The sequence below is a fragment of the Pseudomonas sp. LM13 genome (assembly GCF_041381355.1).
Classification (GTDB): domain Bacteria; phylum Pseudomonadota; class Gammaproteobacteria; order Pseudomonadales; family Pseudomonadaceae; genus Stutzerimonas; species Stutzerimonas frequens.
Genome location: NZ_JACBXH010000019.1, coordinates 24,079 through 48,661 on the forward strand (window position 1 = coordinate 24,079; position 24,583 = coordinate 48,661).

The 24,583-nt window shown below is 65.0% G+C and carries 25 protein-coding genes and 1 pseudogene; 14 read left to right on the top strand and 12 right to left on the bottom strand.

The window, feature by feature from the left end:
- Positions 1 to 59 precede the first annotated feature (59 nt).
- From HZR81_RS13305 to HZR81_RS13335, 7 genes are all read right to left on the bottom strand, one after another.
- Positions 60 to 1,457 carry an ATP-binding protein gene (locus HZR81_RS13305; RefSeq protein WP_500128352.1) on the bottom strand — a complete coding sequence of 466 codons (1,398 nt, stop codon included), beginning with the start codon at positions 1,455 to 1,457 and terminating at the stop codon, positions 60 to 62.
- Complete coding sequence (locus HZR81_RS13310) at positions 1,454 to 2,131, bottom strand: response regulator (RefSeq protein ID WP_500128354.1); 678 nt, start codon at positions 2,129 to 2,131, stop codon at positions 1,454 to 1,456. The genes HZR81_RS13305 and HZR81_RS13310 overlap by 4 nt, the downstream gene beginning before the upstream one ends.
- A 72-nt stretch (positions 2,132 to 2,203) precedes the next feature.
- Positions 2,204 to 2,809 (bottom strand): putative outer membrane beta-barrel protein, encoded by a 606-nt coding sequence (locus HZR81_RS13315; RefSeq protein ID WP_063539488.1) that lies wholly within the window; start codon positions 2,807 to 2,809, stop codon positions 2,204 to 2,206.
- Positions 2,810 to 2,945: 136 nt separating this feature from the next.
- Positions 2,946 to 3,350, bottom strand: coding sequence for a hypothetical protein (locus tag HZR81_RS13320; RefSeq protein ID WP_500128356.1), 405 nt, complete (start codon positions 3,348 to 3,350; stop codon positions 2,946 to 2,948).
- Positions 3,351 to 3,395: 45 nt separating this feature from the next.
- Complete coding sequence (locus HZR81_RS13325; RefSeq protein ID WP_500128358.1) at positions 3,396 to 4,277, bottom strand: hypothetical protein; 882 nt, start codon at positions 4,275 to 4,277, stop codon at positions 3,396 to 3,398.
- Between the two features lie 18 nt (positions 4,278 to 4,295).
- Positions 4,296 to 4,778 (bottom strand): curli production assembly protein CsgB, encoded by a 483-nt coding sequence (locus HZR81_RS13330; RefSeq protein ID WP_500128360.1) that lies wholly within the window; start codon positions 4,776 to 4,778, stop codon positions 4,296 to 4,298.
- 201 nt (positions 4,779 to 4,979) lie between these two features.
- Positions 4,980 to 5,564, bottom strand: coding sequence for a helix-turn-helix transcriptional regulator (locus tag HZR81_RS13335; RefSeq protein WP_102839682.1), 585 nt, complete (start codon positions 5,562 to 5,564; stop codon positions 4,980 to 4,982).
- A 262-nt stretch (positions 5,565 to 5,826) separates the two neighbouring features.
- Here HZR81_RS13335 and HZR81_RS13340 point away from each other — a divergent pair, with 262 nt between their 5' ends.
- From HZR81_RS13340 to HZR81_RS13355, 4 genes and pseudogenes are all read left to right on the top strand, one after another.
- A complete protein-coding gene (locus HZR81_RS13340) occupies positions 5,827 to 7,542 on the top strand; it encodes an OPT/YSL family transporter (protein ID WP_500128362.1) in 1,716 nt (571 codons plus the stop codon).
- A 70-nt stretch (positions 7,543 to 7,612) separates the two neighbouring features.
- A pseudogene (locus tag HZR81_RS13345) lies at positions 7,613 to 8,685 on the top strand (AI-2E family transporter).
- Positions 8,686 to 8,803: 118 nt separating this feature from the next.
- Positions 8,804 to 9,130 carry a hypothetical protein gene (locus HZR81_RS13350; RefSeq protein WP_200596186.1) on the top strand — a complete coding sequence of 109 codons (327 nt, stop codon included), beginning with the start codon at positions 8,804 to 8,806 and terminating at the stop codon, positions 9,128 to 9,130.
- 149 nt (positions 9,131 to 9,279) lie between these two features.
- Entirely contained in the window at positions 9,280 to 9,573 is a 294-nt protein-coding gene (locus HZR81_RS13355; RefSeq protein WP_200596183.1) for a hypothetical protein, read from the top strand.
- Positions 9,574 to 9,654: 81 nt separating this feature from the next.
- Here the strand turns inward: HZR81_RS13355 and serA are convergent, their stop codons facing one another.
- Entirely contained in the window at positions 9,655 to 10,884 is a 1,230-nt protein-coding gene (serA, locus tag HZR81_RS13360; RefSeq protein WP_063539496.1) for a phosphoglycerate dehydrogenase, read from the bottom strand.
- Between the two features lie 199 nt (positions 10,885 to 11,083).
- On the opposite strand from serA, the gene HZR81_RS13365 reads away from it, so the two are divergent.
- From HZR81_RS13365 to HZR81_RS13380, 4 genes are all read left to right on the top strand, one after another.
- Complete coding sequence (locus HZR81_RS13365) at positions 11,084 to 12,478, top strand: D-2-hydroxyglutarate dehydrogenase (protein ID WP_500128365.1); 1,395 nt, start codon at positions 11,084 to 11,086, stop codon at positions 12,476 to 12,478.
- A 29-nt stretch (positions 12,479 to 12,507) separates the two neighbouring features.
- On the top strand, positions 12,508 to 13,173 hold the full coding sequence (locus tag HZR81_RS13370) for a fumarylacetoacetate hydrolase family protein (RefSeq protein ID WP_014595619.1): 666 nt from the start codon (positions 12,508 to 12,510) through the stop codon (positions 13,171 to 13,173).
- Between the two features lie 96 nt (positions 13,174 to 13,269).
- Positions 13,270 to 14,166, top strand: coding sequence for an SdiA-regulated domain-containing protein (locus HZR81_RS13375; protein ID WP_500128367.1), 897 nt, complete (start codon positions 13,270 to 13,272; stop codon positions 14,164 to 14,166).
- Between the two features lie 78 nt (positions 14,167 to 14,244).
- Complete coding sequence (locus tag HZR81_RS13380; protein ID WP_394375416.1) at positions 14,245 to 15,138, top strand: SdiA-regulated domain-containing protein; 894 nt, start codon at positions 14,245 to 14,247, stop codon at positions 15,136 to 15,138.
- Between the two features lie 34 nt (positions 15,139 to 15,172).
- Here HZR81_RS13380 and HZR81_RS13385 read toward each other — a convergent pair whose 3' ends face one another.
- Together HZR81_RS13385 and rpiA are read right to left on the bottom strand one after the other, a co-directional pair.
- The gene (locus HZR81_RS13385) at positions 15,173 to 15,520 is read right to left on the bottom strand and encodes a YegP family protein (RefSeq protein ID WP_125868703.1); all 348 of its coding nucleotides are present in this window, start codon (positions 15,518 to 15,520) and stop codon (positions 15,173 to 15,175) included.
- Between the two features lie 81 nt (positions 15,521 to 15,601).
- The gene (rpiA, locus tag HZR81_RS13390; protein ID WP_500128369.1) at positions 15,602 to 16,273 is read right to left on the bottom strand and encodes a ribose-5-phosphate isomerase RpiA; all 672 of its coding nucleotides are present in this window, start codon (positions 16,271 to 16,273) and stop codon (positions 15,602 to 15,604) included.
- Positions 16,274 to 16,439: 166 nt separating this feature from the next.
- Here rpiA and ilvA point away from each other — a divergent pair, with 166 nt between their 5' ends.
- Both ilvA and HZR81_RS13400 read left to right on the top strand, forming a co-directional pair.
- Complete coding sequence (ilvA, locus tag HZR81_RS13395) at positions 16,440 to 17,954, top strand: threonine ammonia-lyase, biosynthetic (protein ID WP_500128370.1); 1,515 nt, start codon at positions 16,440 to 16,442, stop codon at positions 17,952 to 17,954.
- A gap of 20 nt (positions 17,955 to 17,974) precedes the next feature.
- Positions 17,975 to 18,403, top strand: coding sequence for a DUF2269 domain-containing protein (locus HZR81_RS13400; protein ID WP_500128371.1), 429 nt, complete (start codon positions 17,975 to 17,977; stop codon positions 18,401 to 18,403).
- A 37-nt stretch (positions 18,404 to 18,440) separates the two neighbouring features.
- Here the strand turns inward: HZR81_RS13400 and HZR81_RS13405 are convergent, their stop codons facing one another.
- The gene (locus HZR81_RS13405; RefSeq protein ID WP_125868707.1) at positions 18,441 to 19,094 is read right to left on the bottom strand and encodes a histidinol-phosphatase; all 654 of its coding nucleotides are present in this window, start codon (positions 19,092 to 19,094) and stop codon (positions 18,441 to 18,443) included.
- A 184-nt stretch (positions 19,095 to 19,278) separates the two neighbouring features.
- Between HZR81_RS13405 and HZR81_RS13410 the strand changes: the two genes are divergently transcribed.
- Together HZR81_RS13410 and ptsP are read left to right on the top strand one after the other, a co-directional pair.
- A complete protein-coding gene (locus tag HZR81_RS13410) occupies positions 19,279 to 19,758 on the top strand; it encodes an RNA pyrophosphohydrolase (protein ID WP_063539684.1) in 480 nt (159 codons plus the stop codon).
- 25 nt (positions 19,759 to 19,783) lie between these two features.
- Complete coding sequence (gene ptsP / locus HZR81_RS13415; protein WP_063539504.1) at positions 19,784 to 22,057, top strand: phosphoenolpyruvate--protein phosphotransferase; 2,274 nt, start codon at positions 19,784 to 19,786, stop codon at positions 22,055 to 22,057.
- A gap of 6 nt (positions 22,058 to 22,063) precedes the next feature.
- Here the strand turns inward: ptsP and HZR81_RS13420 are convergent, their stop codons facing one another.
- Positions 22,064 to 22,819, bottom strand: a complete 756-nt coding sequence (locus HZR81_RS13420; RefSeq protein WP_500128373.1) for an NRDE family protein — start codon at positions 22,817 to 22,819, stop codon at positions 22,064 to 22,066.
- A gap of 145 nt (positions 22,820 to 22,964) precedes the next feature.
- Here HZR81_RS13420 and HZR81_RS13425 point away from each other — a divergent pair, with 145 nt between their 5' ends.
- Both HZR81_RS13425 and lgt read left to right on the top strand, forming a co-directional pair.
- The gene (locus tag HZR81_RS13425) at positions 22,965 to 23,747 is read left to right on the top strand and encodes a sulfite exporter TauE/SafE family protein (RefSeq protein WP_500128374.1); all 783 of its coding nucleotides are present in this window, start codon (positions 22,965 to 22,967) and stop codon (positions 23,745 to 23,747) included.
- Between the two features lie 10 nt (positions 23,748 to 23,757).
- Positions 23,758 to 24,558 carry a prolipoprotein diacylglyceryl transferase gene (gene lgt / locus HZR81_RS13430; RefSeq protein WP_500128375.1) on the top strand — a complete coding sequence of 267 codons (801 nt, stop codon included), beginning with the start codon at positions 23,758 to 23,760 and terminating at the stop codon, positions 24,556 to 24,558.
- Positions 24,559 to 24,583: the final 25 nt, after the last annotated feature.

Here is a 24,583-nt window from a genome sequence, read left to right on the forward strand (position 1 = left end):
GCAGATAGCTCGGCAGCGAACTCTAGCAGCGGTCGGGGCAGTGCGGGAGTGCCGTTCGGTCAGTCGGCCTGCAGCCGGATGCGAAAAGCCGCGCCACCGAGCGCCGACTCGCCCAGGCTGAGTTCGCCGCCGTAGCTGTCGAGGATGTCCTTGACCACCGCCAGGCCGATGCCCTGGCCGGGATGCTGGGCGTCGAGGCGTTCGCCACGGCGGATGATGCGCGCGCGCTGGTCCACCGGCACGCCGGGGCCGTCGTCCTCGATGCCCAGCAGCAGGTCGCCGTCATGCGTGCGTGCGCTGATGCGTATCTGCCGGAGACAGAGCCGGTAGGCGTTCTCCAGCAGATTGCCGAGCAGCTCCATCAGCGCGCCGTGTTCCATCGGTACGACACAGGGCTCGGCGAGCTGCACGTCGACCTGCACGTGTTTGTCGCGGTAGACCTTGTCCAACGTGCTGCACAGGCTGTCGAGCAATGGCCTGAGCTCGACCCGGTGGCGCACCAGGCCGCTCTTGCTGAGGCTGGCGCGCTGCAGCTGATAGCCGATCTGCTGGCTCATGCGTTCGATCTGCGCCTGCATCACCTGGGCCTGTTCGCGGCTCTGCGTCTGCGCGGCAAGGGTCTCGCCGACGCCCTGCAGCACGCTTAGCGGCGTCTTCAGGCTGTGCGCCAGGTCGCCCAGGGAGTTGCGGTACTGCTCGCGCTGTCGCCGTTCGCTGTCCAGCAGGCGGTTCAGCGAGCGGGTCAGGCGCAGCAGTTCGCGCGGGTGGTTGTCGCTCAGGCGCTCGCGCTGCCCGGCCTCGACCTGGTCGAGTTCGGCGCTGACCCGCTTGAGGGTGCGAAAGCCCCAGGTCAGGCCTAGCCAGAGCAGGGCCAGCAGCACCAGCAGGCCGCTGCCCAGCCACAGGTAGAGCTGCCGGCGAAACTCCTCGAACAGGCTGAGATATTCGCTGGTCGGCTGCATGGTGACGAAGCTGAACGCATTGTCGCGGCTGCCGGCCAGGTGCAGCTCGACGTCGTAGGCGAAGTATTCCGTTCCGGCTTCGTCGCGCACGCGCAGGAACTCGCTGGTGCCGCCCTCATAGCGCGGGCGGTAGTCGATGCGCTCGTCGGCGGCCGAGCGGGAACGCCAGACCAGCTTGCCGCGGCGGTCGTAGATGAAACCGAGCAGTCGTGCATCCGGCAGGTTGAACTCCTCGTCCGGCAGCCGCTCGGGCATCTGCAGCCGGCTCTCCTCGACCTGGGCGGCGGTGATCAGCGTATTGGCATCGGCCGCCAGGCGCTGCTCGATGACCCGCTCGAAGGTCAGGCTGAAAGCGCCCTGCAAAACCGGCAGCAGGACCAGCATGAACAGCGCGGCCAGGCTTGCGGCGCCGAGCATCAGACGCAGACGCAGCGACATCGCACCGCCCAGACGGGTTCGTATGCGCGCCTGCAGCCGGCGCCAGCGTCGACTCATCGACAGCGCTCGGTGAACAGATAGCCGAGGCCGCGCACGGTTTCGATGGGCTTCATCGCGCACTGCGCTTCGAGCTTGCGCCGCAGCCGTCCGACCAGCACTTCGATCACGTTCGGGTCGCGCTCCTCGTCGCCGCTGTAGAGCTGCTCCATCAGCCGTTCCTTGGCCACCACCTGCTGCTGGTGACGCATCAGGTATTCGAGGATGCGGTATTCGTAGGCGGTCAGCGCCAGCGGCTCGCCGTTGGCCGTGGCCTGTTTGCGGTTGAGATCGAGCAGCAGTGGGCCGGCTTCGATGGTGGCCTGGGTGAAGCCGCTGGAACGGCGCAGCAGCGCGTTCAGCCGGGCCTCCAGTTCCTCGAACTGGAACGGCTTGACTACATAGTCGTCGGCGCCGGCGGCCAGGCCCTCGACCTTGTCCTGCCAGTTGCCGCGGGCGGTGAGGATCAGGATGGGAAAGGTCTTGCCACGGCTGCGCAGCTGGCGGATCAGGTCCAGCCCGCTGATACCCGGCAGGCCGAGATCGATGACGGCCAGATCGTGGTTGAATTCGTGGGTCCGATACAGCGCTTCTTCGGCGTCCGGCACGGCATCGACGATATGCCCGCTTTCACCGAGCCGCGTCTGCAAGTGGTGGCGCAGCAGCGCCTCGTCTTCCACCACCAGCACCTTCATGTCTTGTGCTCCCTGTGCAAACGGCCGGGCAATGCCCGGCCGTCGTTCAACGTTCTGTCAGCGTAAACGCCATCAGAAGTGATAGTTCAGACCCAGATAGGCCTGCTTGCTGCTGTGTAGGTCGATCGAGCCCAGCTTGCCGACGCCGCGCTCGGAGACTTCGGTTCCGGCGTTGCTGCGCAGGTAGCGGTAACCGGCTTCCACCGAGGTGTTGTCGCCGAGCTTCTGCAGGATACCGGCCTGCAGGCCGACCAGGTAGCCGATGTCGCTGTCGCGGCTGTAGCCCCTGGACTCGTTCTCCAGCTTGGTCAGGCCGGCGCTGGCACCGCCGAACAGGCGGGTGGTGTCGCCCAGCGGGACGAACAGGTCGTAGCTGCCGAGCAGGTTCTGCTGGCGCAGCTTGAAGGTGCTGCCGTAATCGTCCGAGACGTTCTCGTAGGTCATGTAGTAGCGGCCTTCGTCGGTCATCTGACCGGCACGAACACCCCAGGTGCCGCTGTTCCTGATGGTGTCATCGAAGCGGTTCTCGCCGCCCATGTTCTGCTTCAAGGCGCTGGAACGATCGGTGTTGACGGTGGTTTTACCCCAGGTGAGACCGGCGAAGTTCTCCGCGGCATGGGCGCCGAAGCTGAAGATGCCAAGGGATGTGGCCAGGGCGAGGGTGCTGAGTTTGTTCATCGGTGACTCCGTTTCAGGCAGTGGGAAACTGACGGCCCCTAGCCTGAACGGATGTCACTGAACGCCAACTGAACCCTGCCTGAACCTGCGCTGAACGGATCGGACGCGCCGTGCCGCCGGTCGCCCAGGGCTGGTTTCAGGCGATCTGCTGCGGCTGATCCGGCTCCTCGCGCTCATCGGTATCGCCCGTGCTGCCCTGATAGCGGCGCAGCAGTGGGGGCTGCTCGGCATCGTCGATCCACCACTGCAGTTCGGCTTCGACCTCGGTGTCTGCAGCGATACCCAGGCGGTTGCGTACAGGGCACTGGGATGTTGCGTCAGCGATGAGCGTGCCGCTCTGGGCGCTCTGCGAGGTACCGGCGCTGCCGCTGGAGCGGACCTTCAGGCGGAAGCGAACCTGTTGTCCGCTGCCCTTGAAGCACAGCGAGAGGGCCACGCGGTTGTCCTCGAGCGGTTGCAGCCCTAGGTCGGCCGCGACGGGTGCGCCGGTGGGTGAGGGAGTGGCTGCGAGCAGCCAGGTGAAGAGGGTCATGGTCAGCATCCGTTTTGCTTCCGTTGAGAGCCGGTCCTCGGCTCGATTGCCGCATTACTGCTGAACGATGCTCGCGGTATTGCCGCTGCCGTTCTGGATGATCGTCGCGCTGGCCGGCAGGCGCGTGTAGTCCTGCACCGGCATGCTCTGGGTGATCCGTGCGTCGTTGGCATTGCCCAGCTGGGTGATGCTGGCCTGGTGGCCGAAGTTGCCCTGCTCGATGCTCGCCAGGTTGTCGTTGCCGTTCTGGATGACCGTGGCGTTGTTGGACATGAAGCTTTGCGCGATATCGACGCTGTTGCCGCTACCCGTGGACGAGCCGCTGATGCGGCCGCCGAAACCGTTCTGATCGACCGTGAGCCGGTTGCTCGTGCCGTTCTGGCTGAAATCCAGCTCGTTGTGGTAGTCGTTCTGCCGGATCTCGGCCACGTTGTAGCCGCCGGACTGGACGAGGTTCATGCGGTTGCCGTCGCCCTGGTAGATATCCGCCAGGTTGCCTGTGCCATCCTGCGAGACGTTCAGCCGCGAGCCTTCGTAATAGCCTTCCTGGCGAAAGGCCAGCACGTTGTCGTCGCCACGCTGCTCGACCTGCGCCGTGACGAAGCTCGTCTGGCTGGCGCTGATCCGGTTGCGGTTGCCGATGCTGCTGGCGTTCAGTGTACTGGTGCGCCCGGTCTGCTCGAGGTTGGCGACGTTGGCATTACCGACCTGCTGGAGGTTGGCCACCTTGAAGTAGGCATCGCCGACCTGGGTGATCGCGGCGACATTTAGGTTGCCGTCCTGGCTGACCTCGATCGCGCTGGATTCGACCAGGCCGGTCTGCTGCAACTCGGCGACGTTGTCGGTTCCGCGCTGCTCGAGTTCGATGCTGTTCTCTGCCAGCGCATGTGACGTGCTGAAGGCGAGCAGGGTGGCGATTGCCGCGGGCTTGATCATCTGGTTCTCCGTGGCCTTTCAGCGGCCCTGCACGATATTGATCTGTTGACCGACGCCGTATTGCGTCACCGCGCTGCGCAGGCCATTGCCGGTCTGTTCGATGCGCGCGTCGTTGTACGCGCCGTATTGGCTGATGCTGGCCTGGTTGTCACTGCCGGACTGGCGGATGGCGGCATAGTTGCCCTGGCCGACCTGCTCGATGATCGCCAGCAGGTTGTCACCGTTCTGCAGGATGAACGCTTCCTGGTCGCCGCCTTGCTGTAGCACCCATGCATTCAATGCCTGTCCGTTCTGGGCCAGCTCGGCGAGATTGCTTTGGCCAATCTGCTGGATGTAGGCAGCCCGCGCGTCGGTCAGCTGGATGGCAGTGGCAGGCCCGGCGATGCCTCCGGGTGCGAGGTCACCGTTATCCGGCAGGTCGGCTGCCATTAGCGGTGAGCAGATCAGGCCGGCGACGAGGGCGATCAGGCGCTTGGCATTGGCTGGGACGCAACGGGACATGGGCGTGTACCTGATGGCAATGGGCGCGATTCTTTAACGCAGCGGGCGAGGCTGAACATCCATCGAACGATGTAAAGACACGGCGCGCGATGGCGGCCAAGGATTAATGCCTGGCACTGCGCGCGCCGTGCTTGAGCGCTTGGTCCGCACTGCACACCCGATAGGCCGCCCGTCGCCGCGGCGCTACCGGGACTCCGACGTTCAGGCGCTGCAAGACTTGTCCCAGTCCAGACGGCTGCGCAGCAGATAGGCGGCTTCGGCGCGGTTGGAGGCGCCGATCTTGCGCAGCAGGTTGTGGATATGGCTCTTGATCGTGTGAGGGCTCAAGCACAGCTGCTCGGCGATCTCGGCGTTGGACAGGCCCTTGCCGGCGAGCGTGAGGATCTCGCGCTCGCGCAGGGTCAGGCTGGACTTGCTTTCGGCAAGCTGGCGCATGCGTCGCCATTGGCCAAGCAGGCGCTCGGTGAGAATGCGTGGCAGCCAGTCGCCGCCCTGCAGCAGCACGCGGATGCCTTCGAGCAGGTGTTCGCGGGTGGCGTGGCTGTAGAACACTCCACGGATGACCGGATGCTTCTCGACCAGCTGTTCGGCCTGCTCTGGCACGATGTTCACCAGCGCGACGGGGGTGTGCTCGTCGAGCTGATCGATGAGGCTGGAAATCTGTTCGGCTTCGCTGTGGCCGGCATCGACAAGAAACAGGTCGGCGCCGCGATTCTCCGGTGATTCCAGGCTGGCCAGGGCCACTTCGACCTGGGCCTGCTCGCCGAGGAAGTGGCGGAAGAACAAGCCGAGCAGTTCATTGCCGGTTAACAGCGTGACGGTTGGGGAGGTGTTGCCCCGCGTAAGATCCGCGTCCATGTTCGGTACCTAGTCAGTCGGGCGTAATCGTTTAAAAAGCTACTAAACGACCAGCACCTTGCAGCGAAGTTCAGCCGAGCGATGGCGAACGGGCACTATCCGGCCAGCAGGTGCGCAACCTGGCCGAGCGAGGGGCGCGTGGTCGGGAGCGTCGCGCGTTTTTGCACGGAACGGCTGCTAAGGTAGCTGCATGACTGACATTTCCGTTGCCGTTTCATCTCGCGAACTCACGGCTCGTGCTCTGCTGACAGGGTTGCTGCTTGGCGCACTGCTGACACCATCGAACGTCTATTCCGGGCTCAAGATCGGCTGGTCGTTCAATATGTCGGTCATCGCGCTGCTGGTTGGCTTCGCCTTCTGGCAGAGCGTTGCGTCGACCTTCGGCCGCCCGCGCTGGACGCTGCTGGAGAGCAACATCACCCAGACCACGGCCTCGTCCTGTGCCTCGATCATCTCCGGTGGGTTGGTGGCACCGATTCCGGCGTACACGCTGCTCACTGGCCAGCAGCTGGGCAGCCCGGCGCTGATGGCCTGGGTGTTCTCGGTGAGCTTTCTCGGCGTATGGGTGGCCTGGTACCTGCGGCCGTCGCTGATCGTCAGCGCGGGCCTGCGCTTTCCCGAGGGCATGGCGACACTGGCGACGCTGCAACAGATTTTCAGCCATGGGGCCGAGGCCGGACGCCGATTGTGGGTGCTGGGCGGTGCGGCACTGTTGTCGGCAGCTGTCAAGCTGATGGATACCTTTGTCTGGGTGCTGCCGCGCTGGGCGCCCTCGACGCATCTGGAGCGGCTGACCTTCACGTTCGAGCCCTCGCTGTTGCTGGTCGGCTTCGGCGGCATCATCGGTTTGCGCGTTGGGCTCTCGTTGCTGCTCGGCGCCCTGCTGGCCTGGGGGCTGTTGGCCCCCTGGCTGCTGGCCGAGGGCCTGGTGCGGTTGCCGGCGGCGGCCGACGGCCCGCAGTTCGCGGTACTGATCGAATGGTTGCTGTGGCCCGGCGTCAGCCTGATGGTCTGTGCCACCCTGACCTCGCTGGGCGTACGCCTGCTGCGCTCGCGCGCCGCGGCGAAACGCGGCGACTGGCGCCTGCCACGGGTGGCGCTGTGGCCGGCCGTCGGCCTCGGGCTTGCGGTGGCGCTGGTGGTGATGCTGCAGATAGGTCTGTTCGGCATTCATCCCGGCCTGGCGCTGCTGTCGATTCCGCTGGCGCTGCTGCTGGCGACAGTCGCGGCTCGGGTGGTCGGCGCCACCGGCATTCCGCCGATTGGTGCCATCGGCCAGCTGTCGCAGCTGGGTTTTGGTGTGTTCGCCCCCGGCCAGGTGCCGGTGAACCTGATGAGCGCCAATACCGCCGGCGGCGCCGCCGGGCAGTGCACCGATCTGCTCAACGACTTCAAGGTCGGGCACGCCATCGGCGCGGCACCTGGCCGTCAGGCCGTGGCGCAGTGTCTGGGCATCCTGCTCGGCAGTGTGGTCGGGGTGCTGGCCTATCAGCTGTTGATCCCCGATCCGCAGAGCATGCTGATCACGCCGGAATGGCCCGCGCCGGCGGTCGCTACCTGGAAGGCCGTGGCCGAGGCACTGACCGGTGGGCTCGGCGCACTGCCGCTCGACGTGCGCTGGGCGATGCTGGTCGGTGCGCTCTGTGGCGTGACGCTCGGGGCTCTGGAGGCCTTGCTGCCGGAGCGTCGTGTGCATTGGCTACCCAGCTCCGCGGCGCTCGGTCTGGCTTTCATCATCCCGGCGTCGATCTCGCTGATGATGACCTTTGGCGCCGTGCTGGCATGGTGTTTCGTCTCGCGCTGGCGCAGCCTCGGCGAGCGTTTCGTGATCGTTGCTGCCGCGGGGCTGGTGGCGGGCGAAAGCATGGCGGGCGTCGGTGCATCGCTCTGGCAGCTGCTGCGCTGATTGGCGGTAACAGCTGAATTGATGCGCGGCGCGGTCTGTCCTACCTCTTGTACTCATCAGGGGGAGCGCCATGTCCACGACGACACCGCAGAACGATGCCAAGAAGGTCGCCAATCGCACGATTGTGCAGGCCGCAGTGCTGGCCTTCGTGGTGCTGCTGAGCATCGTCGCCTGGCTGGCGTTCGATTTCATCCTGCTGCTGTTCGCCTCGATTCTCTTCGGCGTGCTGATCCATGGCGTGAGCCAATGGCTGGGCTGCCGCACGCCGCTGTCCTACAAGGCGTCCATGGGCCTGTTCTTTGTCGTCACGCTGCTCGGCCTGGGAGGTGCAGGCTGGCTGGTGGCGCCGAGTATTGCCGAGCAGGCCGATGCGTTGTCCGATTCACTGCCGGAGGCCGTCGAGCGGCTGCGTGAACGAGCGCAGCAACTGCCCTGGACCAACGAGTTATTGCAGCAGCGTGAACGCATCGAGGACTCCCTGCCCGACGGCTCCAGCGCCTTCAGTGTGGTGAGCAAGGTGATGGGCTCGGTGGCCGGGGCACTGAGCAGCTTCGTGATTGCCTTCGCCATCGGTGTTTGCCTCGCGATCAACCCGCCGATCTATGTCTGCGGCCTGCTCAAGCTGGTGCCGCTGAGCTATCGCCCGCGCGCCGCCGAGGTGCTCGACGAGAGCGGGGCGACGCTGCGCGCCTGGCTGCCGGCCAAGCTGCTGGAGATGCTGTTGATCGGCGTGCTGACCACCCTCGGTCTCTGGCTGCTGGGCATCGAACTGGCCCTGGTGCTCGGGCTGATCGCCGGGCTGCTGTCGTTCATTCCCAACATTGGCCCGGTGCTGCAGTGATTCCGGCACTGCTGCTGGCCTCGCTGGAGGGCGGCCGCACGGTGCTCTATGTTGCCGCGCTCTACCTGTTCGTCCAGGCGCTGGAAAGCTATGTGTTCACGCCCTGGATGCAGCAGCGCATCGTCTCGGTGCCGCTGGCACTGACCATCGGCGTGCAGCTGCTGTTCGGCCTGCTTGCCGGCACCTTGGGGTTGCTGCTGGCGACGCCGCTGGCGGCGGTCGGCATGGTGCTGGTGCGCATGCTCTACGTGGAGGATCTGCTCGGCGACCGGCCGCAGGCGACCGACGGTCCGGGCGACTAGCCGCTCTGGCAAGGCGCTCCAATAGGGCTGTCACGTTTTGTAAAGGCTGACGACGAAACCCCTGGCGCGTCGCACTGCCGGATTACATGAACCCCCTGAAAATATGCAGGAGTCAATCATGAACATGCACAAGATTGCGGCACTCACCCTGGCGGGATTGCTTTCCAGCGCGGCATTCGCTGCCGGTAACACCGGCACCGGTGCCGATACCGGCCACCGCGATTCGAAGGGACACAGTACCGAGCAGCCTGGAACCATGGGCGGCACGGGCAACGGCATGGATTCGACCTCCGATACCGGCAAGATGCCCGACGAGACTGAGCGCCCGGCGACCACGCACGGTAGCGATCACGGCACCGGCGTCGATGCTGGGGGCGATGGTGCGTCCGGTAAGCAGGGCACGACCGGTACAGGCGGCGAGGGCGGCGAACGCGGCGCCTACTGATCAGTTGGTGCACCTGACGGCCCGGCAGGCTCAGCTTGCCGGGCCGTTCTGCGTTCAGCCTGACCGCTCGGCCGTTGCCGGCAGCCGTGCGGAAACCTTGTCGGCGCCGGCGTGCCGAACCTGCAAGAGCAATGATCGGGAGGTGCACAATGACCATGTTGCGCTTGAGCATTCTGCTGGTGTCACTGCTGGGCGCGGCGAGCGCCCTGGCCGAGAATACCGGGCCGACCAATCCGGAAAAGGCCCGTCAGCATCCGCTGGACAGCCGCGAGCCGCGGCCGCAGTCGGACCGGCAGTCGGACGAGATGGAACAGATCGAAGCACCGAGGCTGCAGCCGCGCCAGGCGCCGATCGAGACCGATGTGCCGCCAACGCCCGAGCCGCGTGACGAGCAGCCGGGGACGGATGTCGATGCCGCGGGTAATCGGGTGCTGCGCAGCTAGTGGAGAACACCGGCGTTCGTCGCTGCGCATGAACGAAAAAGGGAGGCCGAAGCCTCCCTTTCAGTGCACCACGTCAGCGAATCAGAACAGCACGCGACTGCGGATGGTGCCGTTGACGTGCTGCAGCTTTTCCAGCGCCAGGTCGGAGTATTCCTTGTCCACGTCGATGACGACGTAACCGACCTTCTCGTTGGTCTGCAGGAACTGGCCGCAGATGTTGATGCCGTTGTCGGCGAAGACCTTGTTGATCTCGCTCATCACGCCCGGAATGTTCTGGTGGATGTGCAGCAGGCGATGCTTGCCCGGGTGCGACGGCAGGGCGACTTCCGGGAAGTTGACCGAGGACACCGAGGTGCCGTTGTCGCTGTACTTGACCAGCTTCTCGGCGACTTCCAGGCCGATGTTGGCCTGTGCTTCGGCAGTCGAGCCACCGATGTGAGGGGTCAGGATCACGCGATCCAGGCCGCGCAGCGGGCTTTCGAACTCCTCGTCGTTGGACCTGGGTTCGACCGGGAACACGTCGATAGCGGCGCCGATCAGGTGCTCGTCCTTGATCGCGGCGGCCAGGTGATCCAGCTCGACCACGGTGCCGCGGGCAGCGTTGATCAGGATGCCGCCCTTCTTCATGGCGCGGATTTCCTTCTCGCCGATCATCCACTGGGTGGACGGCAGCTCCGGAACGTGCAGCGAGACGATGTCGCACATGCCCAGCAGCTCGTACAGCGAGCCGATCTGGGTGGCGTTGCCCAGCGGCAGCTTGGTCACCACGTCATAGAAGAAGACCTGCATACCCAGCGCTTCGGCCAGTACCGACAACTGCGTACCGATGGAGCCGTAGCCGATGATGCCGAGCTTCTTGCCGCGGATCTCGAAGGAGTTGGCTGCCGACTTGATCCAGCCGCCGCGGTGGCAGGAGGCGTTCTTCTCGGGGATGCCGCGCAGCAGCAGGATGGCTTCGGCCAGCACCAGTTCGGCTACCGAACGGGTATTGGAGTAGGGCGCGTTGAATACCGCGATGCCGCGCTCGCGAGCGGCGTTGAGATCGACCTGGTTGGTGCCGATGCAGAAGCAGCCGACGGCGATCAGTTTCTTGGCCGCGTCGAAGACTTCCTCGGTGAGCTGGGTGCGCGAGCGGATGCCGATGAAATGGGCGTCGGCGATCTTTTCCTTCAGCTCATCGCCGGACAGCGCGGTCTTGAGGTACTCGATGTTGGTATAGCCGGCCGCCTTCAGGGTGTCGACAGCGTTCTGGTGCACGCCTTCGAGAAGAAGGAACTTGATCTTGCTCTTGTCGAGAGAGGTCTGGCTCATCTGTATTAAAACCTTAAGGCCGAAGGATAGGACTGAAGTGTCCAGCGAAGGCTGGCCGACCCGTCATTAGCGGTGTCGGGAGTCTGCCGAGGCACGTTTCAAAGGGGTGCGTATGCTAGCATACGAGCCCCTCGAAACACCCCCACCCCTGTGCTGAAGCGTGCTCAGGGTGACCATGAATCGTATGAGAGTTCCCGTGATGACCGACCCCGCCCTGATCGATGAGCTGAAAACCCTGGTCGAGCCCGGCAAAGTGCTGACCGACGCCGATTCGCTGAATGCCTACGGCAAGGACTGGACCAAGCATTTCGCTCCGGCACCCTCGGCCATCGTCTTTCCCAAGAGCATCGAGCAGGTCCAGGCCATCGTGCGCTGGGCCAACGAGCGCAAGGTCGCGCTGGTGCCCTCGGGCGGTCGCACCGGGCTGTCCGCAGCGGCAGTGGCGGCCAATGGCGAGGTGGTGGTGTCCTTCGACTACATGAACCAGATTCTCGAATTCAACGAGATGGATCGCACCGCCGTCTGCCAGCCCGGCGTGGTCACCGCCCAGCTGCAGCAGTTCGCCGAGGACAAGGGCCTGTACTACCCGGTGGACTTCGCCTCCGCCGGCTCCAGCCAGATCGGCGGCAACATTGGCACCAACGCCGGTGGCATCAAGGTGATCCGCTACGGCATGACCCGCAACTGGGTCGCCGGCATGAAGGTCGTGACCGGCAAGGGCGACCTGCTCGAGCTGAACAAGGACCTGATTAAGAACGCCACCGGCTACGACCTGCGCCAGCTGTTCATCGGCGCCGAGGGCACGCTGGGCTTCGTCGTCGAGGCGACCATGCGTCTGGAGCGCCAGCCGACCAATCTCACCGCACTGGCGCTGGGCACCCCCGATTTCGACTCGATCATGCCGGTGCTGCACGCCTTCCAGGACAAGCTGGACCTGACCGCCTTCGAGTTCTTCTCCGACAAGGCGCTGGCCAAGGTGCTCGGTCGCGGCGACGTGCCGGCCCCGTTCGAAACCGACTGCCCGTTCTACGCGCTGCTGGAATTCGAGGCCACCACCGACGAGCGCGCCGACCAGGCACTGGCGACCTTCGAGCATTGCGTCGAGCAGGGCTGGGTGCTCGACGGCGTGATGAGCCAGAGCGAGCAGCAGCTGCAGAACCTGTGGAAGCTGCGCGAGTACATCTCCGAGACCATCAGTCACTGGACACCGTACAAGAACGACATCTCGGTCACCGTCGGCAAGGTGCCGGCCTTCCTCAAGGAAATCGATGCGATCGTCGGCGAACACTACCCGGATTTCGAGATCGTCTGGTTCGGCCATATCGGTGACGGCAACCTGCATCTGAACATCCTCAAGCCCGATGCCATGGACAAGGACGAGTTCTTCGGCAAGTGCGCGACGGTGAACAAGTGGGTATTCGAGACCGTGCAGAAGTACAACGGCTCGATCTCCGCCGAACACGGCGTCGGCATGACCAAGCGTGACTACCTCGAGTACAGCCGCTCGCCGTCGGAAATCGAATACATGAAAGCGGTCAAGGCGGTGTTCGACCCCAACGGGATCATGAACCCGGGCAAGATTTTCGCGGCCTGAACGGGCCCACGGATTACCAGGAGTCTTCGATGAGCTACCAGCACCACTACACCGATGGCACGCCGATCCACTATCCGCTGGGCAAGGTGGTCTGCATCGGCCGCAACTACGCCGAGCACGCCAAGGAACTGAACAACCCGGTGCCCACCGAGCCGCTGCTGTTCATCAAGGCCGGCAGCTGCACCGTGCCGCTGGAAGGCGGCTTCAGCATCCCGAGCGATCGTGGTGCTGTCCACTACGAGGCTGAAATCGCCGTGCTGATCGGCAAGCCGCTGTCGCGCAAGCCCAACGAGGAAGAGGTGCGCGATGCCATCTCCGGCTTCGCCCCGGCGCTGGATCTGACCCTGCGCGACGTGCAGGCCAGGCTCAAGGAAAAGGGCCACCCGTGGGAAATTGCCAAGAGCTTCGACGGGGCCTGCGTGCTGGCACCGTTCGTGCCGGGCGACGCGGTGGAGGATCTGGGCGACATCGGCATCCGCCTGACCATCAACGGCGAAGTCCGCCAGGACGGCAACAGCAGCCAGATGCTCAATGCCATCCTGCCGCTGCTGCAGCACATTGCCGGGCATTTCAGCCTGCAGCCGGGCGACGTGGTACTGACTGGCACGCCAGCCGGTGTCGGCCCGCTCAACCAGGGCGATGAGCTGGTGCTGGAGCTGGTCGGCCTGTCCCGCTTCGAGAGCCGCGTGCTCTGATCCCATCGACGCGGCGGGATTCACCCGCCGCGTTTGCCGCTTCTTTGCGAACCGTTCTCGTGTTGTAATCCAGCACCCTCCGCTGGAACGCTTTCCATGCCCGTTCGTTATTCCCGTTGGCGCTTGCTCGTGGCTGTCGTCCTGTTGCTGCTGTTCGTCGCGCTGCTCGTCGCGGGCCGCCTGCTGCACTGGGATGACCAGCTGCGGCTGTACTGGGGCGAGCGCTCGGTCACTGCCGAACAGCGTGCTGCCGGCATCTGGCTGCCGGACTACGAATTGGCGCTGGAGACGACGCTGGCCGGGCTGGAAGACGAGGAAACCTCGGGGCTGACTTGGAATCCGCTGAGCGGCACGCTGTTCACGGTCACCGGTGAGCAGCTGGTCGAGTTCAGCCCTGCTGGCGTGGTGCTACGCCGGGTCGCGCTGAGTGGCTTCGCCGACCCGGAAGCGGTGGAAGCGCTGAGTGATGGCCGTCTGGCAATCGTCGACGAGCGTCGCCGGCTGGTGGCGGTGTTCCATCTGCAGCCGGACGTGGAAACCCTGGAGCTGGACGACTTGGCCAGTTACGACCTTGGCTTCGCCGATGCCGGCAACAAGGGCTTCGAGGGACTGGCCTGGAACCCGCGTACGCAGCGCCTGCTGCTGGCCAAGGAACGTGACCCGCAGGGCCTGTTCGAGCTGCCATTTCCGGGTGAGGACGGCGCGCCCGGCGCACTGCAGGCACTGTCCAGCCAACCGCTGCTGGTGCGTGACATTTCCTCCGTCACCATCGATCCGCGCAGCGGTCATACGCTGCTGCTCTCCGACGAGTCGCGACTGCTGGTGGAACTCGATCTGCAAGGCACGCCGCGCAGCTTCATCAGCCTGTTCGGCGGGCTCAACGGCTTAGTGCAGGGCATCGAGCAGGCAGAAGGCGTGGCCATGGATGGCGAGGGCAACATCTATGTGGTCGGTGAGCCCAACCACTTCTACGTATTCAGCCGCAAGCGCTGAGTCGCTGCGCCGATTAAGCCTGGTGTAAGCCGGGCGCGCCACAATCGCGATTTCACAACTAGAAGAAAGCGGGTGGTCATGCGTGCGTTGAAATTCCTTCTGGCTGCGCTGCTCGGCGTCGCCCTGTTGCTGGCGGTTGCCGCCGGCGTTCATTACCGTCTGTTCGAGCGCGGCTGGTTCCACTTCACCCAGTGGCAGCAGGGCGAACAGAGCGGCAGCGCCTCGTTGTGGCTGCCGGACTACCGGGTCGCGATCCAGGGCAAGGTGGTCGCCGGTATCGACGATGACCTCTCGGCGCTGACCTTCGATCCGGATCGCAACAGCCTGATTGCCGTGACCAACGGCAATCCGCACTGGCTGGAGCTCAGCCTGGAAGGCGATCTGCTGCGCGCCATTCCCCTGGTCGGCTTCGGCGATCCGGAGGCCATCGAATACATTTCCGAAGGCGTTTACGTGATCAGCGATGAGCGCCGGCAGCGGCTGCTGCGTGTCGAGGTAAACGAGCAGACCAGCGTCATCGACGCCGGGCAGGCGCAACAGCTTTCGTTGGGCATCGATCTCAACGGTAACAAGGGCTTCGAAGGCCTGGCCTACGACACCGCCGGCAAGCGCCTGTTCGTCGCCAAGGAGCGCGATCCGGTACGTATCTACGAGATTTCCGGCTTTCCTTACCGCGAACCGAGCCCGTCGGTGCATATCGGTGAACACGAGGCCAGGCTGTTCGTCCGCGACCTCTCCAGCCTGCAATACGACGAGCAGACCGGCCATCTGCTGGCGCTGTCCGACGAGTCGCGGCTGGTGATCGAATTGGATGGTGATGGCCAGCCGCTCAGCAGCCTTTCGCTACGCGCCGGCAGGCACGGCCTCGAACACGACGTGCCGCAGGCCGAGGGCATTGCCATGGGGCCGGACGGCACGCTCTATCTGGTCAGTGAGCCGAACCTGTTCTACCTGTTTCGCAAGACCAGGTGACTAGGCCTCGCCGGCCACCTGGTCCAGCGGCAGGTCAGCCGACCGCCGAAGCGCTTTCGTCCTGCAGCGCGGCGTTCGGTGCATGGCGTCGAACCGAGTCGCAACCCTGTTCGGCGCTGTGCAGGCTGGCGTACATCTGGCTCTGGCCGACGATCTGACCATTGCTCGCTTTGAGCACGAAGTAGAACTTGCCGTTGCTCGATTCCTTCACCTCGAACGCGCCCTCGCGCACCGCGTTCTTGCGTACCGAATCGATGCCATTGAGCGCCGAAGCGTGGGCCTTGTACTGTTCGCTGGACAAGACGACCTGGCCGTTGCTGGCCAGCAGGTTGAAGTGGAACTGGCCATTACTGGCGCGCTTCAGCTGGAATTTGCCGGACATGGCGACACCTCCTGTGATGGGCCGCGCCGGGTTCGGCGCGGCACTTCAAAGCGTAGTCGCCGTTACGCTTCGCCGGGAGGCTCAGCGCTTGAGGGTCTGCACGCCGTCCTTGGTGCCGAGCAGCAGCTGGTCGGCCGGGCGCATGGCGAACAGGCCATTGGTGACCACGCCGACGATGTTGTTGATCTTGCCTTCCAGCTCGGGGGCGAAGCCGATCATCAGGTTGTGCACGTCGAGGATGACGTTGCCGTTGTCGGTGACCACGCCGTCGCGGTAGACCGGGTCGCCGCCGAGCTTGACCAGCTCGCGCGCCACATGGCTGCGCGCCATCGGGATGACTTCCACCGGCAGCGGAAAGGCCCCCAGCTGCTCGACCAGCTTGCTGCCATCGGCGATGCAGATGAAGGTCTTGGCCACCGCCGCGACGATCTTCTCGCGGGTCAGCGCCGCGCCGCCGCCCTTGATCAGCTCCAGGTGCTTGTTCGCCTCGTCGGCGCCATCCACGTAGAACTCCAGCTCGCTCACCGAGTTCAGGTCGTAGACCGGAATGCCGTGCTGCTTGAGACGTTCGGCGGTGGCTTCGGAGCTGGCCACGGCACCGTCGAAGAAGCCCTTGTGCTTGGCCAGCAGGTCGATGAAGAAGTTGGCGGTGGAGCCGGTGCCGACGCCGACGATGCTGCGATCGTTGAGCTTGGGAAGGATATGGTCGACAGCGGCCTGGGCGACGGCCTGCTTGAGCTGGTCCTGGGTCATGGGGGAATCCGGGCGGGAAAGACGAAGCGCGGATTATAGCCCCGCGCCGGCGACCGGTCTCGTGTGCTGCGGCAATGCCGAGGCCGTCGCGGATTGCCGGTGGTCGCCGGGGCGCTCGCGGGGGTAGACTCGGCGTTCCCCGCAAGGCCCGCCCAAGATAGCCAGAATGCTCGATCACTACGTCAAGAAGATCCTCACTTCGCGCGTCTATGACGTCGCCGTCGAAACGCCGCTGCAACCCGCCCGCCAGCTTTCCGAACGGATCGGCAACCAGATTCTGCTCAAGCGCGAGGATCTGCAGCCGGTGTTCTCCTTCAAGGTGCGTGGCGCCTACAACAAGCTGGCGCAGCTTTCGCCCGAGGAACTGGCGCGCGGTGTGGTCACCGCGTCGGCCGGCAACCATGCCCAGGGCGTCGCGCTGGCGGCCAAGCAACTGGGGATCAAGGCCACCATCGTCATGCCGCGCACCACGCCGGAGCTGAAGGTGCAGGGCGTGCGTGCCCGTGGCGGCAAGGTGGTCCTGCATGGCGATGCCTTCCCCGAGGCGCTGGCCTATTCGCTGAAGCTGGTGGAAGAGAAAGGCTACGTCTATATCCACCCTTACGACGATCCCGACGTGATCGCCGGACAGGGCACCGTGGCGATGGAAATCCTCCGCCAGCATCAGGGGCCGATCGATGCGATCTTCGTTCCGGTGGGCGGTGGCGGGCTGGTGGCGGGAATCGCCGCCTACGTGAAATACCTCTATCCGCAGACCCGGGTGATCGGTGTCGAGCCGGACGACTCCAACTGCCTGCAGGCGGCCATGGCGGCCGGCGAGCGGGTGGTGCTGGAGCAGGTCGGGCTGTTCGCCGACGGCGTGGCCGTGGCGCAGATCGGCCAGCACACCTTCGATGTCTGCAAGCATTACGTCGATGAGGTGATCACCGTAAGCACCGACGAGATCTGCGCGGCGATCAAGGACATCTACGACGACACCCGCTCGATCACCGAGCCGGCCGGTGCCCTGGCCGTGGCCGGGATCAAGAAGTATGTCGAGCGCGACGGCGTCAGCGGTCAGGTGCTGGTGGGCATCGACTCGGGCGCCAACGTCAATTTCGACCGCCTGCGCCATGTCGCCGAGCGCGCCGAACTGGGCGAGAAGCGCGAAGCGATCATCGCCGTCACCATTCCCGAGCAGCCCGGCAGCTTCAAGGCCTTTTGCGAGGCAATCGGCAAGCGCCAGATCACCGAATTCAATTACCGCTACCACACCGACCGCGAGGCGCACATTTTCGTCGGCGTGCAGACCCATCCGGAAAACGACCCGCGCGCGGCGCTGGTGCAGGGCCTGCGTGACAAGGGCTTCCCGGTGCTCGATCTGACCGACAACGAACTGGCCAAGCTGCACACCCGGCACATGGTCGGTGGGCACGCGGCCGGGGTCAGCGACGAGATGGTGCTGCGCTTCGAATTCCCGGAACGGCCCGGCGCGCTGTTCAACTTCCTCAACAAGCTGGGCGGGCGCTGGAACATCTCGATGTTCCACTACCGCAACCACGGCGCGGCCGATGGCCGGGTGGTCGCCGGCCTGCAGGTGCCGGCCGAGGAGCGCCACCTAGTACCCGCGGCGCTGGACAAGATCGGCTACCGCTACTGGGATGAAAGCGACAACCCCGCCTACAAGCTGTTTCTCGGCTGAGCGCAGATAAAGGAACGCCAATGGAACACTACCTGTCCCTCCGCATCGTGCATGGCGCCACCGCAGTGCTCTTGCTGCTGGGCGTGATCGTGCACTTGCTGATGCTGTGGAAGGCGGCCCGCGGCGGCGACCAGGCCTTGCTGCAGCGCAAGTTGCAACGCACCCGCCGGCTGTCCCTGCCGCTGTTGGCGGTGATCGGCCTGTCATTGCCGCTGACCGGATGGTGGATGACACATCTGGCCGGATGGCCGCTGGGGCAGCTATGGCTGCTGGCCAGCTCCGTGCTGTTCCTCGCGCTGATCCCGCTGGTCCTGCTGTTGGCCGGGCGTCTTGACGCCTGGCAGGCTCCGGGCAACGCCACCGCCGCGCGTAATGCCGGCATCTACGGCGTGCTGGTACTGCTGGTGCTGATCGCAATCACGGCGCTGATGGGCGCCAAGCCGGTCTGACTCGACCGGCCCGGGCATCGCTCGCTGCTGAGCGGGTTCAGCGCAGCGATATGATCCGCCAGCCACGCTCGGTGGCAATCTGGCGCAGGATCGGATCCGGGTCCACCGCCACCGGATGCGTCACCCGTTGCAGCAGCGGTAGGTCGTTGCGCGAATCGCTGTAAAAGTAGCTGTCTTCCAGGGTCTGTTCGGTCTCGGCCAGCCAGCGCTCGATGCGCTGGACCTTGCCTTCCTGGAAGCACGGAATGTCGGTCAGCCGGCCGGTATAGCGGCCGTCGCGCATCTCGCACTCGGTCGCCAGCAGGGTGTCGACCCCCAGCCGGGCGGCGATCGGTCCGGTGATGAAACGGTTGGTCGCGGTGATGATCACCACCTTGTCCCCGGCATCCAGGTGCTGACGGACCAGCGCCTCGCCCTTGCTCAACACGATGGGTTCGATGTGGTCGCGCATGAACTCCTCGTGCCACGCCTGCAGCTGCGACATTTCGCTGCGGCCGAGCAGTTCCTGGCAGAAATTCTGGTACGCATGCACGTCGAGATTGCCGGCGAGGTAGTCCTGATAGAAGGCATCGTTGCGCGCACGGTAGTGGCTGGCGTCGACGATGCCGCGCTGGCAGAGGTATTCGCCCCAGGCGTGGTCGCTGTCACCGGCCAGCAGGGTGTTGTCGAGATCGAATAGAGCCAGGCGCACGGATGAGTTCCTCGAAGATGGAGTCAGGGCAGCGCCAAGCATAACGGTAGAGCGCCCTCGACGCAGCTTCGACCGGCCGCCTGGCGTGCCCGGAAATGCATGCCGAATGGCGCCTTGCCGCGCTTTCGGCTCGTCGCAGTTTTGTGGAACAATGCCGCGACATGCGTCTGCGAGGTTGTATGCCGTGATCGATTCCGATGGTTTTCGCCCTAATGTCGGCATCATCCTGACCAATGATGTCGGTCAGGTGCTGTGGGCCCGGCGGATCAATCAGGACGCCTGGCAGTTCCCGCAGGGTGGCATCAACGCCCGCGAGACACCGGAAGAGGCCCTGTATCGCGAACTCAACGAAGAGATCGGCCTGGAAGAGCAGGATGTGAATATCCTCGCCTGCACCCGTGGCTGGTTGCGCTATCGTCTGCCGCAACGCCTGGTGCGTACGCACAGCCAACCGCTGTGCATCGGCCAGAAACAGAAATGGTTCCTGCTGCGCCTGACCAGCGCCGAAGAGCGTGTGCGCATGGACCTGACCGGCAAGCCGGAGTTCGATGGCTGGCGCTGGGTCAGTTACTGGTATCCGCTGGGGCAGGTGGTCACCTTCAAGCGCGAAGTCTATCGTCGCGCACTCAAAGAACTCGCGCCGCGGTTGCCGGTGCGGGACTGAAAAATCGGGGAGAAAGCCTCTGAGCATGCTCGGCACGCTGCGCAAGATTGTCCAGGAAGTGAATGCCGCCAAGGACCTCAAGGCGGCATTGGGCATCATCGTGCTGAGAGTCAGGGAGGCCATGGGCAGCCAGGTCTGCTCGGTCTATCTGCTCGATCCGGAAACCGAACGCTTCGTCCTGATGGCCACCGAAGGTCTCAACAAGCGCGCCATCGGCAAGGTCAGCATGGCGCCCAACGAGGGCCTGGTCGGCCTGGTGGGCACCCGCGAAGAGCCGCTCAACCTCGAACATGCCTCTGAACACCCGCGTTACCGTTACTTCGCCGAGACCGGCGAGGAACGCTACGCCTCCTTCCTCGGTGCACCGATCATCCACCACCGTCGGGTGATGGGCGTACTGGTCATCCAGCAGAAGGAGCGCCGCCAGTTCGATGAAGGCGAGGAAGCCTTTCTGGTGACCATGAGCGCGCAGCTCGCCGGGGTTATCGCCCATGCCGAGGCCACCGGTTCGATCCGCGGGCTCGGCCGCCAAGGCAAGGGCATCCAGGAAACTCGCTTCATCGGCATTCCCGGCGCCCCGGGCGCCGCGGTGGGCACCGCCCTGGTGGTGCTGCCGCCGGCCGATCTGGACGTGGTGCCAGACAAGCACATCGACAACATCGAGGCCGAGCTGACGTTGTTCGAGGCGGCGCTGGAAGCGGTGCGCGCCGACATGCGCAACCTGTCGGAAAAGCTCGCCACGCAGATGCGCAAGGAAGAGCGCGCGCTGTTCGACGTCTACCTGATGATGCTCGACGACTCCGCCCTCGGTGGCGAGGTGACCAAGGTCATCCGCACCGGCCAGTGGGCCCAGGGCGCGCTGCGCCAGGTGGTCACCGAGCACGTCCGGCGTTTCGAGATGATGGACGATGCCTACCTGCGCGAGCGTGCCTCGGACGTCAAGGATATCGGCCGGCGCCTGCTTTCCTACTTGCAGGAAGCCCGCCAGCAGACTTTGACCTATCCCGACAAGACCATCCTGGTCAGTGAGGAACTGTCGCCGGCGATGCTCGGCGAAGTGCCCGAGGGCAAGCTGGTGGGCATGGTATCCGTGCTCGGTTCGAGCAACTCCCACGTCGCCATCCTTGCCCGCGCCATGGGCATACCCACGGTGATGGGCGCGGTCGACCTGCCGTACTCCAAGGTCGATGGCATCGAGCTGATCGTCGACGGTTACCGTGGCGAGATCATCACCAACCCCGGCAAGGTGCTGCGCGAGCAGTACGAGGTGCTCGCCGAGCAGGAGCGCCAGCTCTCCGAAGGCCTCGACGTACTGCGTGAGCTGCCCTGCGAGACCACCGATGGCCACCGCATTCCGCTGTGGGTCAATACCGGCCTGCTCGCCGATGTGGTGCGCGCCCAGGAGCGTGGTGCGGAAGGCGTCGGGCTGTATCGCACCGAAGTTCCTTTCATGATCAAGGAGCGCTTCCCCAGCGAGAAGGAGCAGATGGCGATCTACCGCGAGCAGCTGGAGGCCTTCCATCCGCTACCGGTGACCATGCGTAGCCTCGATATCGGCGGCGACAAGTGCCTGCCGTACTTCCCGATCAAGGAAGAGAATCCGTTCCTCGGCTGGCGCGGCATTCGCGTCACCCTCGACCATCCCGAAATCTTCCTGCTGCAGACCCGTGCCATGCTCAAGGCCAGCGCCGGGCTGAACAACCTGCGCATCCTGCTGCCGATGATCTCCGGCATCCGCGAGCTGGAAGAGGCGCTGCACCTGATCCACCGCGCCTGGTGCGAGGTGCGCGACGAAGGGCTGGACGTGATCATGCCGCCGGTCGGCGTCATGATCGAGGTGCCGGCGGCGGTCTACCTGACGCGCGAGCTGGCGCGCATGGTGGACTTCATCTCGGTTGGCTCCAATGACCTGACCCAGTACCTGCTGGCGGTGGACCGCAACAACCCGCGAGTCGCCGACCTCTACGACTACCTGCATCCTGCAGTGCTCGAAGCGCTGCAGCGGGTGGTCAAGGAAGCCCATGGCGAGGGCAAGCCGGTGAGCATCTGTGGCGAGATGGCCGGCGATCCGGCGGCGGCCATGCTGCTGCTGGCGATGGGCTTCGACAGCCTGTCGATGAACGCCACCAACCTGCCCAAGGTCAAGTGGCTGCTGCGCCAGGTCAGCATGGACACCGCTCAGCAACTGCTGGCGCGAGTCATGCTGCTGGACAGCCCGCAGGTCATCCAGAGCACGATCCAGCTGACCTTGCGTAACCTCGGGCTGAGCAAACTGATCAACCCCTCTGCCGCGGTCTGACCGCCGTCAGTCGCGCGGCGGCTGGCGGTAGCGCACCTCGTTTAACGGGCCGTCCGGGCCGAAACTCCGCTCCACGATATCCAGCGAACCGTCGGCGTGGCGAATCAGCGCGGTGCTGGCACGGGTGCCGTATTCGGCGCTGGCGATGAAGACGCTCGACAGCCGCCGTTCCCATTCCAGTGGCACCCCAGTCTGTGGCAGCTCATGCTCGGCGGCCGGCTCAGCATCGGCGAGCAGTGCCAGCAGGCGCTCCGGCTCCGGTTGATCGAGGGCGTCGGCCAGTGCCGCACGGGCCTTTCTGAGCTTGGGCCAGGGCGTATCCAGCCCGGCGTTGGACAGACCGTAGACGCCGGCCTGCAACGCCTGTGGCTGACCATCATGGGAATTCAGATGCCACAGCGTCTGCCGATCACCGACCAGCAGGTTGAATCCGGCGTAGTCGCCGCGGCGCTCGGCCAGTTCGGCCAGGTAGTCGGCTGGCGGCAAGTTTCCGCGCAGGTACTGTTCCGGCAGCTCGCCGCGCGAACGTGGGCCGATCGCCTGGCCGGGCGCGCGGATATTGGTCAGCGCGGCGAAGCGGCCGCGGGCGGTGACGCCCATCCAGGTGCCGCCAGCTTGCAGGTCACGTCCGCCGATGATCCAGGGTGCGTCTTCCCAGCAGCCCAGCGGCAGGCTCGGGCGGGAGTGGAATTCGTCGCGGTTGGCGGCCACCACCAGCGGCTGGGCGTGGTCGGGGCGCCAGGCGAAAACGATCAGGCACATGGGACACCTTCGCGGTTGCAGACCTGCAAGGGTACAGGCGCGGCGGCCGAAAGGGCCATGGGCAGCCGGCGTCAGCGCGTCGGCGGGCAAGCGCCGGCCGGGCATTTTCGCTAACATGCCGCTTTGTTTCGCCGGGACGGGGCGCATGGAGTTTCTGCTTTATCTGCTGCTGGGCGGCTTCGCCGGGGTGCTGGCCGGTCTGTTCGGCGTCGGCGGCGGGCTGATCATCGTGCCGGTGCTGGTATTCAGTTTCAGCGCCCAGGGATTTTCTCAGGAAATCCTCACCCATCTGGCCGTCGGTACGTCCCTGGCTACCATTGTCTTCACCTCGGTCAATTCCATTCTCACCCATCACCGCAAGGGTGCGGTGCGCTGGCCGATGGTGCTGTGGATGACCTTTGGCATCCTGCTCGGCGCGGCGCTGGGCAGCCTGACCGCGGCGGCGATCCAGGGGCCGATGCTGCAGAAGATCATCGGTGTGTTCGCCCTGGCGATGGCGGTGCAGATGGGTTTCGACCTGCGGCCCAAGGCCACCGGCCAGGCGCCAGGACGGCCCGAGTTGTCGCTGGTGGGCGTGGTGATCGGCTGGGCATCGGCGATTTTCGGTATCGGCGGCGGCTCGCTGTCTGTGCCCTATCTGACCTGGCGCAGCGTGCCGATGCAGCAGGCGGTGGCGACTTCCGCGGCGTGCGGCCTGCCGATCGCCATCGCTGGGGCGCTAAGTTTCATGGTGGTCGGCTGGCACGAGACGCAACTGCCCGACTGGAGTCTGGGTTTCGTCTATCTGCCGGCGCTGCTGGGCATCGCGGCAACCAGCATGTTTTTCGCCAGACTGGGTGCGAAGCTGGCGCACCGGCTGTCGGCCAAGGTTCTGAAACGGCTGTTCGCTCTGCTGCTGCTGAGCGTCGGCATCAACTTTCTGGTTTGAGGAGTAACGGATGCTGCCCTATCCGCAGATCGATCCGGTGGCCATCGCCATCGGCCCCTTGCAGATTCACTGGTACGGCCTGATGTACCTGATCGGCATCGGCGGCGCCTGGTGGCTGGCCTCGCTGCGGGTGCAGCGCTTCGCGCCGGAATGGCCGAAGGACAAACTTTCCGACCTGGTGTTCTGGGTCGCCATGGGCGTCATCGTCGGCGGCCGCCTGGGTTACGTGCTGTTCTACGACCTGGCCGCCTACATCAATCAGCCGAGTCTGATCCTGCAGGTGTGGAAGGGCGGCATGTCGTTCCACGGTGGCCTGATCGGCGTGCTGCTGTGCAGCTGGATCTTCGCCCGGCGCAACGGCAAAAGCTTCTTCGAGCTGATGGACTTCATCGCACCCTTCGTGCCGATCGGCCTGGGTGCCGGGCGCATCGGCAACTTCATCAATGCCGAGCTGTGGGGCAAGGCTACCGATGTGCCTTGGGCGATGGTCTTCCCGACCGACCCGCAGCAGCTGGCGCGGCACCCGTCGCAGCTCTATCAGTTCGCCCTGGAGGGCGTCGCGCTGTTCCTGATCCTCTGGTTCTATTCGCGCAAGCCGCGGCCGACCATGGCGGTGTCCGGACTCTTCGCGGTGTGCTACGGCGTCTTCCGCTTCATCGTCGAGTTCGTCCGCGTGCCGGATGCGCAGCTGGGCTACCTGGCGTTCGGCTGGCTGACCATGGGCCAGCTGCTCTGCGTGCCAATGGTGCTGCTCGGCGCCGGGATGATCGCCTGGGCCTACCGGCGCGACGCCGGCCGGGCGCCGGCCTGAATCCGTTGCCCTGCCTGTCGCCATG